Consider the following 16582-nt stretch of genomic DNA (forward strand, 5'->3'; position numbering starts at 1 on the left):
CCCACTATGATCACTCCAGTCAAACAGATCGTTCCGTCGGATTCCGTAAAACCGAATCAACCGTCACGCCTTTGGCGTTATTTTTTAGGCCGCCGCCGATACCGCGGCCTTCTCGCCGCCTTGTTGGTCTTACCGTTGACCGCCTCGGCCGATTTGGTTTTGCACGAAGCGTTCGATTATCCGGTAGATCAGATTCTGCAGGAATCGCCTCCGTGGTCTTTGGGCAATCTGTCTGGAGGCGGCGGAGTGGACATAACGTTTGAGCAGGGCTCACTTTCCATCGCCGGACTGGCCGGTGGGACCGGCAACCGGGTGCAAATCGCCCAACCCAACGACGTCAATGCGCTCAGTTCCGCCGACCGGCCGATCCCGGAGGTGGCGCTGAACATTAACGGCGAGGAATTCTGGCTCTCGTTCATCATCCGCGTGGAGGATATGGGCACCCATACGTTCCAGGACCTGCTCAGTTTTGGAAAATCGAATGGCTATGCAACGGTCCGCCTGAACAATGGAAATCAGTCGGGGAACTTTCGCATGAGTATTTTGAAAGGCTCGACCAGCGGTGGCGGCGTGACGTTTACAAATGACCTGCCGTTGAACACCGATCATTTCGTGGTGCTCAGACTGGTGCGGAATAACCTCTCGTCCCAAACGCTTTCGATGTGGGTGAACCCCGCTCCGGCGAGTTTTGGCAATGGATCCGTCCCGACCGGAGCCACGGCCATCCACAACTCCGACGGCGGCTCCACGCTCGTTTTCGACTGGCTCCGGCTGGTCTCCACATGGAGAGCCAACTCCGTGTATGTAGACGAAATCCGAGCGGGCCGAACCTGGGCTGCGGTTTCCCCGCCAGCCCCGATTCCCGTGTCGCCCGCACTCGCGCTTGAAAAAGGCGAGGCAATCCTCGCTTCCGGCAATTCTGTCGATTTTGGGGTTGTTCCCATCGGCGAAACCGGGGTATCTGAAACCTTCACCATCCGCAACAACGGGAGTGGGGATCTCAACATTTCCGCAATCGGAATTTCCAGCGATGGGGCCCCGTCCTCGCAATTCCTCCTGGATGATTTGGCCATGCTCCTAACCGTCCCGCCGGGAGGATCGACCGCTTTCGCGGTAAGCTTCGCGCCAGCTCATCTTGGCGAGGCCTCGGGGGAACTGACCGTGCAGAGCGACGATCCGGAGACCCCGGACTTCACACTCCACTTCACGGGACGCGACCTCTACGGGGAGTGGGCGCTTTCCCATGGCCTGACCGGTGAAGATGCCCTTCCCGGCGCGGATTCGGATGGCGATGGTTTTACCAACGAGGAAGAATGGCTGGCCGGAACCGACCCGGGGGATATCGCTTCTTTCCCGGCCGATCCCGCCACCAGATTCACCCACACCGGCTCCATGGCCATCGGGCGCAGTGGTCACACCGCGACACTGCTGCCCAACGGCAAGGTACTGGTCGCAGGTGGGGGTTCGAACTCCGCGGAAATCTACGACCCGGATACTGGCGCCTGGAGCGGCACCGGTTCCATGGTCACCGCGCGCTCGAATCACACCGCTACCCTTTTGCCCAACGGTAAAGTGCTCGTCGCGGGCGGAGCGGCTACAACGACTGCCGAAATCTATGACCCGGCCACCGGCATCTGGAGCAGCGGAGGCGGGTTGATTGGAGCCCGCTCCTACCACACCGCCGTGCTGCTGCCCAACGGTAAGGTGCTTGTGGCGGGGGGGTGGGTCGCCGACACCTCCCTGCTTGGCATCACTTTGACAACTGCGGAACTCTACGATCCCGAAACGGACACATGGACTGGCACGGGTAACTTGGTGGAGGCCAGGCAACAACATACCGCCACGCTTTTACCCGATGGGAAACTCCTCGTTGCAGGAGGCTTTCGGATAACAACATTCATACCTTCCAACCGCTCTTCCACGGAGATCTATGATCCGGACACAGGTACTTGGAGTTTGGCCGCAAACTTCGGGCAAAATCATTCAGACCACACCGCCACGTTATTGCCCGACGGCAGGGTGCTGGTCGCAGGAAGTCGATTTTTTGGTGGCTCATCGTCCAGCATCGCGAAAATTTATGATCCGGCCACCAATGATTGGAGCGCCACCGGCAATCTTGTCGTGGCACGAGGAGCGCACACCGCCACGTTACTACCAAGCGGCAAGGTGCTCGTCACGGGCGGGTCGGAGTCGAACACAGTGGAACTCTACGATCCGGCCGCCGGGGAGTGGAGTGCCTTCGGATCCATGGCGTTCGCACGCTCCAACCACACCGCCACGCTGCTGGCCGACGGCAGGGTGCTGCTTGTTGGGGGCGGGGGGGCGGGGGCGAACACCGCGGAACTCTTCGAACCAGCCGTTCCCGCGTGGGAAACCACGGGCAATCTCGTCACGGCTCGTCGCTTTCATACCGCCACGCTTCTGTTAGACGGCAAAGTCCTCGCTGCCGGGGGCAATAACAGCGGAGGCGCTCTCGCCAGCACAGAACTTTACGATCCCGCCACAGACTTGTGGCATGCGAGCGGCAACCTTTCCGTGGCGCGTGAAGCCTTCACCGCCACGCTGTTACCGGACGGCCAGGTGCTCGCCGCGGGCGGCGTCAATGCCAGCGGCGTCTCTCTCGCCACGACAGAACTCTACGATCCGGCCGCCGGGACCTGGAGCCCGACCGGGAACCTTGGCACCACCCGGAATGGCCACACCGCCACGCTGCTGCCCGACGGCAAAATTCTCGTTGCCGGGGGGCGCAGCACCATCGTCTATCTCGCGACTGCGGAACTCTACGACCCGGAAACAGGCATCTGGAGCGCCACGGGTGACCTCGCTACCGCGCGGAATGGTCACACCGCCACGCTGTTGCCCGACGGCAAGGTTCTCGTTGCGGGAGGATTTCAATTCAACGGGACTTCGCTCTATCTCGCCAGCGCGGAGCTCTACGATCCGGTCACAGGTACCTGGAGCCCCACCGGCGATCTCGAAAACGCCCGGCATAACCACACAGCCACACTTCTGCCCGATGGCAGAGTTCTGATTGCGGGAGGTTTTCAATTCAACGAGTCGGTTGTCTATCTTGGCAGCGTGGAGCTTTACGATCCGGTCACAGGGACCTGGAGTGCCACCGGCCACCTCGCAAGCCCGCGTCAACTTCATACCGCCACCCTGCTGCCCGGTGGCAAAGTTCTCGTTGCCGGGGGGAACAATAGCGGCGGTTTCAATACCAGGGTGGAACTCTACGATCCTGCAACAGGCACTTGGAGTCCATCGCCGGATCTTGCAAGCGGGCCTTTGCGTCACACCGCCACCTTGCTCCCAAGTGGCAATGTCCTCATCGCCGGGGGCAGCAATAGCGGGAATATTCTATCCAGCGCGGAACGCTACGATGCGGGCTTGGGCTTCTCCCAAGCTTGGCGACCGCGGATCACAACCGCTTCCTTCGACACGACCGGAAGACTCATTCTCACCGGGTCCGGATTCCGGGGGATTTCAGGGGCCACCGGCGGCAACGGCTCGCAGAATTCCTCCACCAATTATCCGCTGGCGAAGGTTCGCCGGCTCGATAACGGGCACAGCGTTTTTCTACTGCCCGACGCAAACGAAAGGTTTTCCGACACGGAATTCACCTCGGTGCCGATTACGATTTCGCCGGGGCCTGCCCTGGTCACGGTCTTCACCAACGGTATTCCCAGCGAAGCCATCGCCTTGATAACTCCGGGGATTGCCAATATCATCGTGGAAGAACCGGTCGGGAGCGCATTGACGTCCGGGGACGTCAGGGACTTCGGGGTGATCTTCATGGGCTTGGATCCGGTGATGGTGTTTGCGATCCGAAACACCGGTAATGTCATGCTAACCGTGGCGGACATCACGTTGGAGGGTGGCGATGCGGGCGAGTTCGACGTCGTCGTCAGCCCCGCCGCGGAAGTCGCGCCAGGCGTCACCACTACCTTCACCGTCCAGTTCGCTCCCCGGAACAGCGGAGTCAAGACGGCGCTGCTGCGAATCGCCAGCAACGACCCGGATGACGGGCCCTTTGACATCACGCTAACGGGCCGGTCGCTCTCTTTCGCCGAGGACAGCGATGGAGACGGTCTCAACGATGCCGCAGAGTTCCAATTGGCCGCCTTGGGTTTCGACTGGGAGGTAAGCCAACCCGAGCTCGTGAACATTCTTTTCGACCATGCCAACGGCGCGGGTCTCTACCATCAGGCTCAGTATGATGGTAGCCTCAATACTGGCATCGACACGGTGCTCAATGCGCCCAACGCCTATGGTCTCTATTCGCTCCTGCAGATCCAAGCCTTGCATGTGGGCACGCCCCTGCTGGCCAGGGATTCCGAGGGCCGGTTCACGCTCACGATCACCGTGAAAAAATCAACGGATCTGGTGAATTTCGATCCGTTCCCGATGGACGCGCCCGGCACGAGCGCAACTCTCAACGAGCAAGGCGATCTGGAGTTCCTCTTCACCGTGCCGGACGAAGCGGCATTCTTCCGGCTGGAATCACGCGGCCACGAATGAGGCGGAATCTTAAACTTAAACGCATCTTCGCGACAGCTTCGCGTTAGTCCAAGGCGAGTTCGGGATCGGCGGCGGGGGGAGTTTGGTCCTTGGCCCGGGTGATCTTTTGGACCGGGTGTTGGGTGACGCGGTTGCCCTGGGCGCCGCGGCCCTTGATCGCGAGGGTGCGGAGGTCGAAGTCGAAGACCTTTTTGCGGGCGGGGGCGTTGTTCCGCAGGGTCACCGTGACGTTTTCGGTGGATTCGTCGGGGGACGGCTTGAAGTAAAGGACCTTCGAGCCCGGGGTCCCTTTGGTGAGCGGATAGATCTTGTCGCGGGTGATGCCGCCGACCCGGAAGCGCTTGGCCATAGTGGGACCGTTTTTGCCGTCGCGGTAGATCAGGTTGTAAACGGTCTGGTCGTCCTTTTTTAGGATCGCGACATGGAGCGGGTCCTTGCCGATGAACGACTTTTCCGCCACCCGTTGGACGGTCATGGTGCCGTCGGGGAGGAACACGATGATGTCGTCGAGGACGGAGCATTTGTCGAGGGCCTCGTCCTTTTTCATTCCGTAACCGGCGAAACCGTCGGCGCGGTTGACGTAGAGGGTCTCGTTGGCGAGGACCACTTCGGAGGCGACGATCCGTTCGAAGGAGGAAATCACGGTTTTGCGTTCGCGACCCTTGCCGTAGACATCCTTGAGGCGCTGGTAATAGTCGACCGCGTAGTCGGTGAGGTGGCGGAGGTTTTTGCGGACCGCCTTCATTTCGCTTTCGAGCTTCTTGATCGCCTCGTTGGCTTTGAACGAGTCGTATTTGGAGATCCGTTTGATTTTGATCTCGGTGAGGGCGACGATGTCTTCGTCGGTGACGATCCGTTTGAGCGGTTCGACGAACGGCTGGAGTCCGATGCGGATCTCGCTGATGACATCCTCGAACGTCGTGCATTCCTCGATACGCCGGTAGATCCGGTTTTCGATGAAGATTTTCTCCAGGGAGAAGAAGTGCCATTTCTCCTCCAGTTCGCCCAAGGCGATTTCGAGTTCGCGTTTAAGGAGACCCTTGGTGTTGGCGGTGGCGCGGCGGAGGAGGTCGTTGACGCTGAGGAAGCGGGGTTTGTTGCCGTCGATGACGCAGGAATTCGGGGAAATCGAAACCTCGCAATCGGTGAAGGCGTAGAGGGCCTCGATGGTTTGGTCGGGGTCGCTGCCGGACGGGAGGTGGACGATGATCTCGACGAATTCGGCGGTGTTGTCCTCCACCTTTTGCACCTTGATCTTCCCCTTGTCGTTGGCGGCGAGGATCGAATCGATCAGGCTGGAGGTGGTGGTGCCGAACGGGACGGCGGTGATCGCGAGGACCAGTTTAGACCGTTTTTCGATGTCGGCGCGGACCTTGACCTTGCCGCCGCGGAGGCCGCCGTTGTAGTTGGAGAAGTCGGCGGAGCCACCGGTCGGGAAATCGGGAAGAAGGTCGAACTCCTGGTCGCGGAGGCAGGCGATCGAGGCGTCAATCAACTCGATGAAGTTGTGCGGCAGGATCTTGCAGGCCAAACCGACCGCGATCCCCTCGACCCCTTGGGCGAGGAGCAACGGGAACTTCATCGGGAGGGTGATCGGCTCCTTGTTGCGGCCGTCGTAGGAAAGTTGCCAGGCGGTGGTCTTCGGGTTGAAGGCGACCTCGAGGGCGAACTTGGAAAGGCGGGCCTCAATGTAACGGGCGGCGGCGGCGGAGTCGCCGGTGAGGAGGTTGCCCCAGTTCCCCTGGGTGTCGATCAGGAGATCGCGTTGGCCGAGCTGGACCAAGGCGTCGCCGATCGAGGCGTCGCCGTGGGGGTGGTAGCTCATGGTGTAACCGATGATGTTGGCGGCCTTGTTGTAACGCCCGTCGTCGAGCTGGCGCATGCTGTGGAGGATGCGCCGCTGGACCGGCTTCAAGCCGTCGTCGATGTGGGGGACGGCGCGCTCGAGGATGACGTAGCTGGCGTAGTCGAGGAACCATTCGCTGAACATGCCGGAGATATGGCCGGCGTTTGGAGCGAGGGAGCCGCTGAGGTTGCTGGATTTTCCGTTGGATTCGGAACCGTTCATCGGTAAATTTTGGATTTTGGATTTCGGATTTTGGATTGCCGGGGACGGCTCAGGTCAGGGCGGGGGCGAGTTCCTCTTCGCGCTCCTTTGACTTCGGCATCGCTTTGGCCTCGCCGGCGGTCGGGGCGGGATCCTTCGGGTCCTTCGGATCTTCGATCACGTCGAGTTCGACCTTGAGATTGTCGATGATGAAGTCCTGCCGGTAGGGCGTGTTTTTGCCCATGTAGAAGGTGAGCAACTCCTGGATCGAGGAATGTTTGTCGATCAGGACCGGGTCGAGACGGATGTCGCGGGAAATGAAGTGTTTGAACTCGTCCGGGGAAATTTCGCCGAGACCCTTGAATCGGGTGATTTCCGGATTGGGGCCGAGCTTGGCGATCGCCTGTTGCCGTTCCGTCTCGGAGTAGCAGTAGCGGGTTTCCTTTTTGTTGCGAACCCGGAACAACGGGGTTTGCAGGATGAAAAGGTGTCCCTGTTTGATCAGATCCGGGAAGAACTGGAGGAAGAACGTGATCAACAGCAGGCGGATGTGCATCCCGTCGACGTCGGCGTCGGTGGCGAGGACCACCTGGTTGTAGCGGAGGTTTTCGAGGTCGTCCTCGATGTTGAGGCAATTTTGCAGCAGGTTAAACTCCTCGTTCTCGTAAACGATCTTCTTGGTGAGGCCGAAGCAATTGAGCGGTTTTCCCTTGAGGCTGAAAACGGCCTGGGTCTCGACGTCGCGCGCCTTGGTGATCGATCCGCTGGCGGAGTCGCCCTCGGTGATGAACAACGTCGATTCCGTGGCCCGTTTGTCCTTGGAAGTGAAATGGACCCGGCAATCGCGCAGTTTGCGGTTGTGGATCTTGGCCTTTTTGGCGCGTTCGCGGGCCAGTTTTTGGATGCCGCTCAGCTCCTTCCGTTCCCGTTCGGAACGGATGATTTTCTCCTGGAGCGCCTTGGCGGCGTCGGGATCGCGGTGGAGGTGGTTGTCGAGGGCCTGGGCGACGAAGTTGCCGATGAAGGTGCGGAGGGTCGGGCCGTCGGGGGCGATGGTTTGGGAGCCGAGTTTGGTCTTGGTCTGGGATTCGAAAACCGGTTCCTGGACCTTGACGGAGATGGCGGCGACGATCGAGCTGCGGATGTCGGCGGCCTCGAAGTTCTTTTTGTAGAAATCGCGGACGGTTTTGACGACGGCCTCGCGGAAGGCGGCGAGGTGGGTGCCGCCCTGGGTGGTGTGTTGGCCGTTGACGAAGGAGTAGTATTCCTCGCCGTATTGTTCGCCGTGGGTGAGGGCGATCTCGATGTCGTCGCCCTTGAGGTGGATGATCGGGTAAAGCGGTTCGCAGTTGAGATTCTCGGTCAGGAGGTCGAGCAAACCGTTCTTGGAGCTGAACTCCTCGCCGTTGAAGACCAGAGTGAGGCCGGTGTTCAGGTAGGCGTAGTTCCAGAGCATGTTCCGGATGTATTCCGCGCGGAACTCGAAGGCCCCGAAAATGGAGTCGTCGGGGGTGAATTGGAGCAACGTGCCGTTGCGGCCGGGGCCGGATTCGATGTCGCTGTCCTGGAGGAGTTCGCCCTTGGAAAATTCGAGACGGCGGGTTTCCTTCTCGCGGAACGCCTGGATGTAAAAGGAGGAGGAAAGGGCGTTGACCGCCTTGATCCCGACCCCGTTCAGTCCGACCGATTTTTTAAATGCTTCGGAGTCGTATTTGGCGCCGGTGTTGATCTGGGCGGCGCATTCGAACAATTTGCCCAGCGGGATGCCGCGGCCGTAGTCGCGGACGGAGATGGTTTTGTCGTCGAGGCTGATCTCGATCCGTTTGCCGAAACCCATGACGAATTCGTCGATGCAGTTGTCGATGGTTTCCTTCAGAAGGACGTAGATCCCGTCGTCGGCCGCCGCGCCGTCGCCGAGTTTGCCGATATACATGCCCGGGCGGAGGCGGATGTGCTGCTTCCAGTCGAGAGAACGGATGTTTGCTTCGGTATAATCGTTGGACATGAAAAACTTGCGATGAAATTGGATGGCAGGCCGATCCCGGAAGGACAACGCCGGGGGCCTCGTTGCGTGCTCGTAATCAATGAGGCGCGCGCCCGGAAGGGAAGAAAAAATTTTGAAAGAAGGACCCGGAGGGCGAAATCGGACGGCCCCCGTCGGGCGTTGATCGGGGGAATATGCGAGGAGTTTCCGAAATCTCAAACGGGAAATTCGCGGAGTGGCGGCTACCTGCAGCTCACCTGGGAATGGGGGTCTTTGTGAAACAGGCATTCCTGCCTGTTTTTTTCACAGAAAGGAATGTCTGTGTCACGGGTTATTTGGTTGGGAGGGGGGTCTCGGGGAAGGCTTGGAGGAAGGCTTCTTTGTCGGAGGCGGCGAAGAAGGCGGTGCCGGCGACGAAGGTGTCGGCTCCGGCTTCGCGGCAGCGGGCGCCGGTCGCTTCGTTGACGCCGCCGTCGACTTCGAGACGGAAGCGGAGGCCGCGTTCCTGACGCCACTTGGCGACTTGGGCGATCTTGTCGAGGGTGTCTTCGCGGAAGCTCTGTCCGCCGAAACCGGGGACCACGGTCATGATCAGGACGAGATCGACGGCGTCGAGGTGGGGAAGGACGGCTTCGGCGGGGGTGTCGGGGTTGATGGCGAGGCCGGCGAAACGTTCGAGGTGGCGGATTTTGGCCAAGGTGTCGGCGACGGGATAGTCGGGCTCGGCATGGATGGTGATGAGGTCGGCTCCCGCTTCGGCGAACGGTTCGACGAATTTGTGGGGGTTGTCGAGCATCAGGTGGACGTCGAGGAAGAGGGAGGTTTGCTGGTCGAGGGCGGCGACGACTCCGGGGCCGAAGGTGAGATTCGGGACGAAATGCCCATCCATGATGTCGACATGCAGCCAGCGCAGGGAGAAGCTTTCCACCAGTCGGGCGCTTTCGATCAGGTTCCCGTGGTTGCCGGCGAGGAGCGATGGAGCGAGGATATTCGGATGCACATGAGCCATGGAGAGAAATTCGCGAAGAAGCGAATCCGAGGCAACGGCATTTCGGAGAAAAATGGGGATTTCCGGGGGAGGGGGATGGTGCGGGTGGACAGAATCGAACTGACGTAGCCAGCTTGGAAGGCTGGAGTTTTACCACTAAACTACACCCGCGACAAAAAAATCCTCGTTGCTCCGGGAGACCGGCGCAATCGGAAATAAAACATGAAACCGGACCGGGGCGGTTTTCAATCTTTTTTTAAAGAAATCGCTCAGTATGGAGTTGCCGGGGCCGGTCGCTCCACTGTTTGATGGTTTTCAATGGCTCTTCTTACAACCGCAGCTCAGCCGGCGACCACCCGTGCCGGAAGAAAAAAAACGGGTTTCTGGGAGTCCCAGGCCTTGGCGAAACAAAAGGCTTATGAGAAAAAGGCCCACAAATATAAGGTCAGTCTCGCCGACCTGACCGTTTTCACCCAGCAGCTCGGCTCGATGCTCGAGGCCGGTTTGCCGTTGGTTTCGGCTCTCGACGCCCTTCGCGAACAGACCGAGAATCCGTATTTCCGGATCATCATCCGGGAGGTGCGCAACGACATCGCCGGGGGAACCTCCTTTTCCGAAGCGGTCCGCAAGTTTCCCAACGCCTTCAACAACCTTTTCACTTCGATGGTCGAGGCGGGGGAGGCGAGCGGTGGTTTGCCGCAGATCCTGGGGAAAGTGGCGGTTTATTTCGAGGCGAGCTTGAAGTTGATCAAGAAGGTCAAGTCGGCCTTGACCTATCCGATCGCGGTCATCGCGCTCGCGGTCGTCCTGGTCAACGTCCTGTTGATCTTCGTGATCCCGGTCTTCTCCGAGATGTTCGAGGGTTTCGGCGCGGCGTTGCCGACCCCGACCCAAATGATGATCGATTTCAGCGCCTTTCTCCGGAGTTACATTATTTACATCATCATCATGGCGTTCGGGTTGTATAAACTCGTGATGAAGCTTCTGGCGACGCCCAATGGCCGGAAAATTCGCGACCGAACCCTGCTCCGATTGCCGGTCGTGGGGGATTTGAAGCGGAAGATTTCGTTGGCCCGGTTTTGCCGGACCTATGCGATTCTGATGAAGAGCGGGGTGCCGATTCTTCGGACCCTCGAAATCGTTTCGACCGCCAGTGACAATACCTACATTGAAGGGGCCTGCGTCGACATCAGCAAGCACATCGCGCAGGGGGGACAGGTGTCGGAAGTCCTGGCGGAGAACCCGTATTTCCCGCCGATGATGAAGCACATGACCAAGGCGGGGGAACAGACCGGCAACGTCGACGGCATGATGAACAAAATCGCCGAATTCTATGAAACCGAGACCGATTCGATCGTCGCCGCATTGACCTCCCTGATGGAGCCGGCGTTGATCGTTTTCCTTGGGGTGGTTGTCGGCGGGATCGTCATGTGTATGTTTCTTCCTATCTTCCAGCTTTCTTCGGTCATCAACTGATCCGGGAAGAGGGGGAGGAACCGGTCCCGTTAATTCCGGCGCACTTATCCTTGCTTCGGACCGGCGGGTCGGGCAATAATCCGCTTTTATGCCTTCAGTTCTCATAGTTGACGACCTGTCCGCCATTCACGAGATGTTGGCCGCCGTCATTCAACCCACCGGCTACGCCATGTCGTTCGCGACCGATGGCGGGGAGGCCTTGGGCAAATACAAGGCGGATCCTCCCGATATCGTCCTGGCCGACATATCGATGCAGCCGATGGATGGCATCACGTTGCTGCAGGAATTGAAGGCTTACGATCCCGAGTGCGTGGTGATCATGATGACCGGTTACGCGAGCACGGAGACCGCGGTGAAGGCGCTGAAATTCGGCGCGTTCGACTATATTCAGAAGCCGTTTAAGATCGACGAGTTGATTCAGACCCTGAAGCGGGCGGTCGCGTTCCGCCTTCGTAACCGGGGGAAACGGGTCGAAAAGGAGGAAGAGGGTCAGGCCGAGATCGATCTGAACAGCCATTTGGTCGGTCACAGCCGGAAGATCCAACGCCTGCGCCAGCAGGTCACGAAGTTGCTTTCGGCCCATGCGCCGTTGTTGATCCACGGGGAACGGGGGACCGGTAAGAAAATGGTCGCCCAATTGATCCATGAGGGAGGATCGTCGGGGAAAGGCCCGTTCATCGTGGTCGATTGTGGACGCAGGGAGGAAGAATTGTTCCAAGGCGGATTGATCGGGAAGGAAGGCCACGGAGGGGATTGGGTCACCCGCGCGAAGGGAGGGACGCTGTTTCTCCAGCAGATCGAATTGCTCCCCCTCGATCTCCAACAGGCCTTGGTTGGAGTGATCAAGAGCACCATCAACGAAACCCGGATTATTTGCGCCACCGCGGTCGATCTCGAACCGTTGGTCGACGAAGGGGCATTCGACGACGAACTTTTTTACCGCATCGCCGCCTTGCCGGTGCACATTCCCCCCTTGCGCGAACACCTGGAAGACGTTCCGATGCTGGCGAAGCTTTTCGTCAAGCAGGCGAAGAACCCGGCGTTCGAACCGTCGCAAATCGAGTTTACCCGCGACGCCATCGAGGCGCTCTCCGGTTATTACTGGCCGGGGAACGTCATGGAGTTGGCCCAGACCATCACCAGCGTGGCCACCCAGACCGAAGAGCGGTTGGTGACCGCCAAGCAGCTCCCCGCGAAGATCAGCGGCCTCGATAGTTGGCCCAGCCTGCGGGAGTTTCTCGCCGACCAGGAGGCTTTGTATATTCGCCGGGTGTTGGCCGTTTGCGGCGGCGACAGGCAAAAGGCGGCGGCGGTGCTCGGTTGCGAGGTCGAGCGGGTCGCCCAAACCGGCGCTTCGGTGTGATGCGCCCCCGGAGGCTTCGGCCAAAGGGATTTAGCGCTTGCACGTTCCCTCATCCTTTTTAGAACAAGCCCGGAGACTTCTCCCTATGCCTAAACGTACCGACATCAACAGCATTCTCATCATCGGGTCCGGTCCAATCGTGATTGGGCAGGCCGCCGAGTTCGACTATAGTGGCACCCAAGCCTGCAAGGCCCTTCGAGAAGAAGGTTTCCGGGTGGTCCTGGTGAACAGCAATCCCGCGACGATCATGACCGATCCCGATTTCGCGGACGTCACCTACATCGAGCCGTTGAGCCATGAGGTGCTGGAGAAAATCATCGAGAAGGAGCGTCCGGACGCGCTGCTCCCGACCCTCGGGGGCCAAACCGCCCTGAATCTTTCGCTGGAACTTGCCGCGAGCGGGGTATTGGAAAAATACGGGGTCGAAATGATCGGCGCCAAGACCGAGGCGATCCAGAAAGGGGAGGACCGCCAGCTCTTCAAGGACGCGATGACCAAGATCGGTCTCGACGTCGCCAAGTCGGCCACGGTGAAGACGATGGTCGCCGCCAAGGAGGCCGCCCAGGAGATCGGGACGTATCCGTTGATCATCCGTCCGAGCTACACCATGGGTGGTTCCGGCGGGGGCATCGCCTACAACGTTGAGGAATTCGAGGAAATCGTCGCCCACGGACTCGATCTTTCGCCGGTGCACGAAGTCCTGATCGAGGAGTGCCTCGTCGGCTGGAAGGAATACGAGATGGAGGTGATGCGCGACCACAAGGACCAGTGCGTCGTCATTTGTTCGATCGAAAACTTCGACCCGATGGGGGTTCATACCGGCGATTCGATCACCATCGCCCCGGCGATGACGTTGACCGACAAGGAATACCAGTTGATGCGGGACGCCTCCTTCGCGGTGATCCGCGAAATCGGGGTCGAGACCGGCGGGAGCAACATCCAGTTTTCGGTCAACCCGGAAAACGGCCGGATGGTCGTCATCGAAATGAACCCCCGGGTGTCGCGCAGTTCCGCGCTCGCCTCGAAGGCTACCGGTTTCCCGATCGCCAAGATCGCCGCCAAGCTGGCGGTCGGTTACTCGCTCGACGAGATCCAGAACGACATCACCCGTCTGACCCCGGCCAGTTTCGAGCCGACCATCGACTACGTCGTCACCAAGATCCCCCGTTTCGCCTTCGAGAAATTCCCGGGGGCCGACACCACGCTCACCTCTTCGATGAAAAGCGTCGGCGAAGCGATGGCGATCGGACGGACCTTCAAGGAGTCGTTCCAAAAGGCGATCCGTTCGCTCGAAATCGGCGCCCGCGGCTTCGGCGGCGGTGGCAAATTCGGCGGCGACGAGCTGCCCGAAACCTCCTTGCTCAACGCCCGCCTCGCGCGGCCGAACACCGAGCGGATCTTCTACATCCGCTACGCGTTCAAGGCCGGCTACAGCATCAAGCAGATCCAGGAGTTGACCTACATCGACCCATGGTTCCTGCACCAATTGCACGAGCTGCACCTGATGGAGGAGGAGCTCAAGAAACAGACCCTCGACACCATTTCGGACCTTGAGCTTCGACGGGCGAAGCGATTCGGTTTCAGCGATTTGCAACTAAGTCATCTGCTTGGATGCGCCCCCGAGGAAGTCCGGACGAAGCGGGAGGACGCCGGGATCAAGACCAGCTTCCGTTTGGTCGACACCTGCGCGGCCGAATTCGAGGCGTTTACCCCGTATTTCTATTCGAGCTTCGGCAGCGAAAACGAGTTGGTGCCGTCGGACCGCAAGAAGATCATGATCCTTGGCGGCGGTCCCAATCGGATCGGGCAAGGGATCGAGTTCGACTACTGCTGCGTCCATGCCTCCTTCTCCTTGCGCGAGGCCGGTTTTGAAACGGTGATGGTCAACTCCAATCCGGAAACCGTCTCGACCGACTACGACACCTCCGACCGCCTCTATTTCGAACCGCTCACCTTGGAGAGCGTGTTGGAAATCTACCGTCAGGAAAAGTGTTTCGGGGCGATCGTCCAATACGGCGGGCAGACCCCGCTTAACCTCGCCACCGAGTTGAAGGCGAACGGGGTCAACATCATCGGTACGTCGCCGGAGAGCATTGACACCGCCGAAGACCGGAAGCTTTTCGCGGCGGTCTTGCAGAAGATCGGTTTGAAACAGCCGGACAACGGCACGGCGATGACCGAGGAGGAAGCTTACCGGATCGCCGAACAGATCGGATTTCCGGTGCTGCTTCGTCCCTCGTTCGTCCTGGGCGGCCGCGGGATGTTCACTGTCTATCGAATGGACGAACTCAAAGCGGTGGTCCGGCAGGCGTTCGACGCCTCGCCCGACAAACCGGTTTTGATCGACAAGTTCCTGGAGGACGCCATCGAGCTCGACGTCGACTGCATTTCCGACGGGGAAACGACCGTGGTCGGAGGGATGCTCGAACACATCGAGTTCGCCGGGGTCCACAGTGGCGACGCCGCCATGGTGATGCCTCCGCACACCCTCCAGCAACCGATGCTCGACCGGGTCCGCGAGGCCAGCAAGGCCCTCGCCCGCGAGTTGAAGGTGATCGGCCTGATGAACATCCAGTTCGCCATCAAGGATGACGAACTCTACATCCTCGAAGTTAACCCGCGCGCCTCCCGCACCGTCCCGTTCGTCAGCAAGGCGATCGGCGTTCCGTTGGCCAAGCTCGCCGCCCGCGTCATGGCCGGCAGCACCTTGAAGGAACTCGGTTTCACCGAGGAAATCATCCCGAAGCATTGGTCGGTGAAAGAATCCGTCTTCCCGTTCGCCCGTTTCCCGGGCGCCTCCGTCGCCCTCGGACCGGAAATGCGGTCGACCGGCGAGGTGATGGGAATGGACGAAGACCTCGGGATCGCCTTCGCCAAGATGCAGATGGCCGCCGCCCCGGCATTGCCGAAGAAAGGTAACATCTTCCTCAGCGTGAAGGATCGGGACAAGGAGCGGGCGGTCGATCTCGGCCGTCAATTGACCGAACTCGGCTTCAAGCTCTATTCCACCAGCGGCACCGCCGAAGTTCTTGCGAAGAACGGCGTTCCGGTCAATCGCCTCTTCAAGCTCGACGAAGGCCGTCCGAACGTGGTCGACATGATCAAGAACGGTGAAATCCAGATGATCATCAACACTCCCTCCGGGATGTTGCCGTTGCGCGATGAAAACAAGATCCGGACGGTCGCCGTGGCCCATCATCGTTGCATCATGACCTCGATCACCGCTTCTTACGCCGCCCTGCGCGGGATCCAGGCGTTGCGGGAGAAAGGTTTGTCGGTGAAATCGATGCAGGAATACCACGCGAAGGCGGAACCTGTCACGTCATGACCTCCGACGGCCGGGAGACCTTGGTTGCGTTGATATCCGGACCGGATCATCCCGGCATCGTGGCGAAGATCTCCGGTTGGATCTTCGACCGCGGCGGCAACATCATTCACGCCGACCAGCATCGCGACCAGGAGGAAGAGATTTTCTTCCAACGGATCGAATGGAGCCCGGAGAAACGGGACCTCGAAGACGAAGGACCCGTCTTCGAGGAATTCGCCCGCTCGCTCGGGATGCAAGCCAAGCTCGCTTATTCGAGCCGACGGCCGAAGTTCGCGTTGATGGTGTCGAAATTCGACCATTGTTTCCATGATCTGATCCTCCGCTGGAAAGCCGGGGATCTGCGCGGCGACATCGTTTGCGTGGTGTCGAACCACCGGCAACTCGCCGAGGAGGCGGAGCATTACGGCCTGCCGTTTTACCATGTCCCGGTGACGCCCCGTCAGAAGCGGGAAGCCGAGTTGCAACAGCTGGAAATCTTCCGTCGCCACGGGGTGGAGTTGGTGGTGATGGCCCGTTACATGCAAATTCTCTCCGGGTGGTTTTTGGAGGAGTTGAAGTGCCCGGTGATCAACATCCACCATTCCTTCCTCCCCGCTTTCGCCGGCGGCAAACCGTATCACCAAGCCCATGCCCGCGGGGTGAAACTGATCGGCGCGACCGCGCACTATGCCACCGAAGTCCTCGACGACGGTCCGATCATCCAGCAGGACGTGGTCCGGGTGACCCATCGCCACGACGTCCCCGACTTGGTCCGGAAAGGCCGCGACTTGGAAAAGATGGTCTTGTCACAAGCCGTGATGTGGCATTTGGAAAACCGCATCCTCGTTTACGGCCGGAAGACGGTGGTCTTCGATTGAGGAGATTGGGGAAAATTTCTC

General features: G+C 59.7%; 7 protein-coding genes, 1 tRNA gene and 1 pseudogene. 5 read left to right on the forward strand and 4 right to left on the reverse strand.

The window, feature by feature from the left end:
* Window positions 1-6 precede the first annotated feature (6 nt).
* Window positions 7-4518, forward strand: coding sequence for a Kelch repeat-containing protein (locus ACWUI2_RS07355; RefSeq protein ID WP_486982209.1), 4512 nt, complete (start codon window positions 7-9; stop codon window positions 4516-4518).
* 100 nt (window positions 4519-4618) lie between these two features.
* On the opposite strand, the pseudogene ACWUI2_RS07360 reads toward ACWUI2_RS07355, so the two are convergent.
* The 4 genes and pseudogenes from ACWUI2_RS07360 to ACWUI2_RS07375 form a co-directional block, all read right to left on the reverse strand.
* Window positions 4619-6586 (reverse strand): annotated as a pseudogene (locus ACWUI2_RS07360) (DNA gyrase/topoisomerase IV subunit A); the annotation flags it as partial.
* A 49-nt stretch (window positions 6587-6635) separates the two neighbouring features.
* Window positions 6636-8570 carry a DNA topoisomerase IV subunit B gene (locus tag ACWUI2_RS07365; RefSeq protein ID WP_486982210.1) on the reverse strand — a complete coding sequence of 645 codons (1935 nt, stop codon included), beginning with the start codon at window positions 8568-8570 and terminating at the stop codon, window positions 6636-6638.
* A 310-nt stretch (window positions 8571-8880) separates the two neighbouring features.
* A complete protein-coding gene (rpe, locus tag ACWUI2_RS07370) occupies window positions 8881-9558 on the reverse strand; it encodes a ribulose-phosphate 3-epimerase (RefSeq protein WP_486982211.1) in 678 nt (225 codons plus the stop codon).
* 76 nt (window positions 9559-9634) lie between these two features.
* Window positions 9635-9708, reverse strand: a tRNA-Gly gene (locus ACWUI2_RS07375).
* 147 nt (window positions 9709-9855) lie between these two features.
* On the opposite strand from ACWUI2_RS07375, the gene ACWUI2_RS07380 reads away from it, so the two are divergent.
* From ACWUI2_RS07380 to purU, 4 genes are all read left to right on the forward strand, one after another.
* The gene (locus tag ACWUI2_RS07380; protein WP_486982212.1) at window positions 9856-11013 is read left to right on the forward strand and encodes a type II secretion system F family protein; all 1158 of its coding nucleotides are present in this window, start codon (window positions 9856-9858) and stop codon (window positions 11011-11013) included.
* Between the two features lie 88 nt (window positions 11014-11101).
* Complete coding sequence (locus tag ACWUI2_RS07385; protein WP_486982213.1) at window positions 11102-12376, forward strand: sigma-54-dependent transcriptional regulator; 1275 nt, start codon at window positions 11102-11104, stop codon at window positions 12374-12376.
* An 85-nt stretch (window positions 12377-12461) separates the two neighbouring features.
* Complete coding sequence (gene carB, locus ACWUI2_RS07390; RefSeq protein WP_486982214.1) at window positions 12462-15704, forward strand: carbamoyl-phosphate synthase large subunit; 3243 nt, start codon at window positions 12462-12464, stop codon at window positions 15702-15704.
* Complete coding sequence (gene purU / locus ACWUI2_RS07395; protein WP_486982215.1) at window positions 15701-16561, forward strand: formyltetrahydrofolate deformylase; 861 nt, start codon at window positions 15701-15703, stop codon at window positions 16559-16561. Before carB ends, purU begins: the two co-directional genes overlap by 4 nt.
* Window positions 16562-16582 lie beyond the last annotated feature (21 nt).

The organism is Verruconatronum alginivorum (assembly GCF_056590205.1).

Coding starts and splice junctions, on each gene's coding strand:
- ACWUI2_RS07380 (WP_486982212.1), top strand. CDS start 9,856: ATGGCTCTTCTTACAACCGCAGCTCAGCCGGCGACCACCCGTGCCGGA.
- purU (WP_486982215.1), top strand. CDS start 15,701: ATGACCTCCGACGGCCGGGAGACCTTGGTTGCGTTGATATCCGGACCG.
- ACWUI2_RS07385 (WP_486982213.1), top strand. CDS start 11,102: ATGCCTTCAGTTCTCATAGTTGACGACCTGTCCGCCATTCACGAGATG.
- rpe (WP_486982211.1), bottom strand. CDS start 9,558: ATGGCTCATGTGCATCCGAATATCCTCGCTCCATCGCTCCTCGCCGGC.
- carB (WP_486982214.1), top strand. CDS start 12,462: ATGCCTAAACGTACCGACATCAACAGCATTCTCATCATCGGGTCCGGT.
- ACWUI2_RS07355 (WP_486982209.1), top strand. CDS start 7: ATGATCACTCCAGTCAAACAGATCGTTCCGTCGGATTCCGTAAAACCG.
- ACWUI2_RS07365 (WP_486982210.1), bottom strand. CDS start 8,570: ATGTCCAACGATTATACCGAAGCAAACATCCGTTCTCTCGACTGGAAG.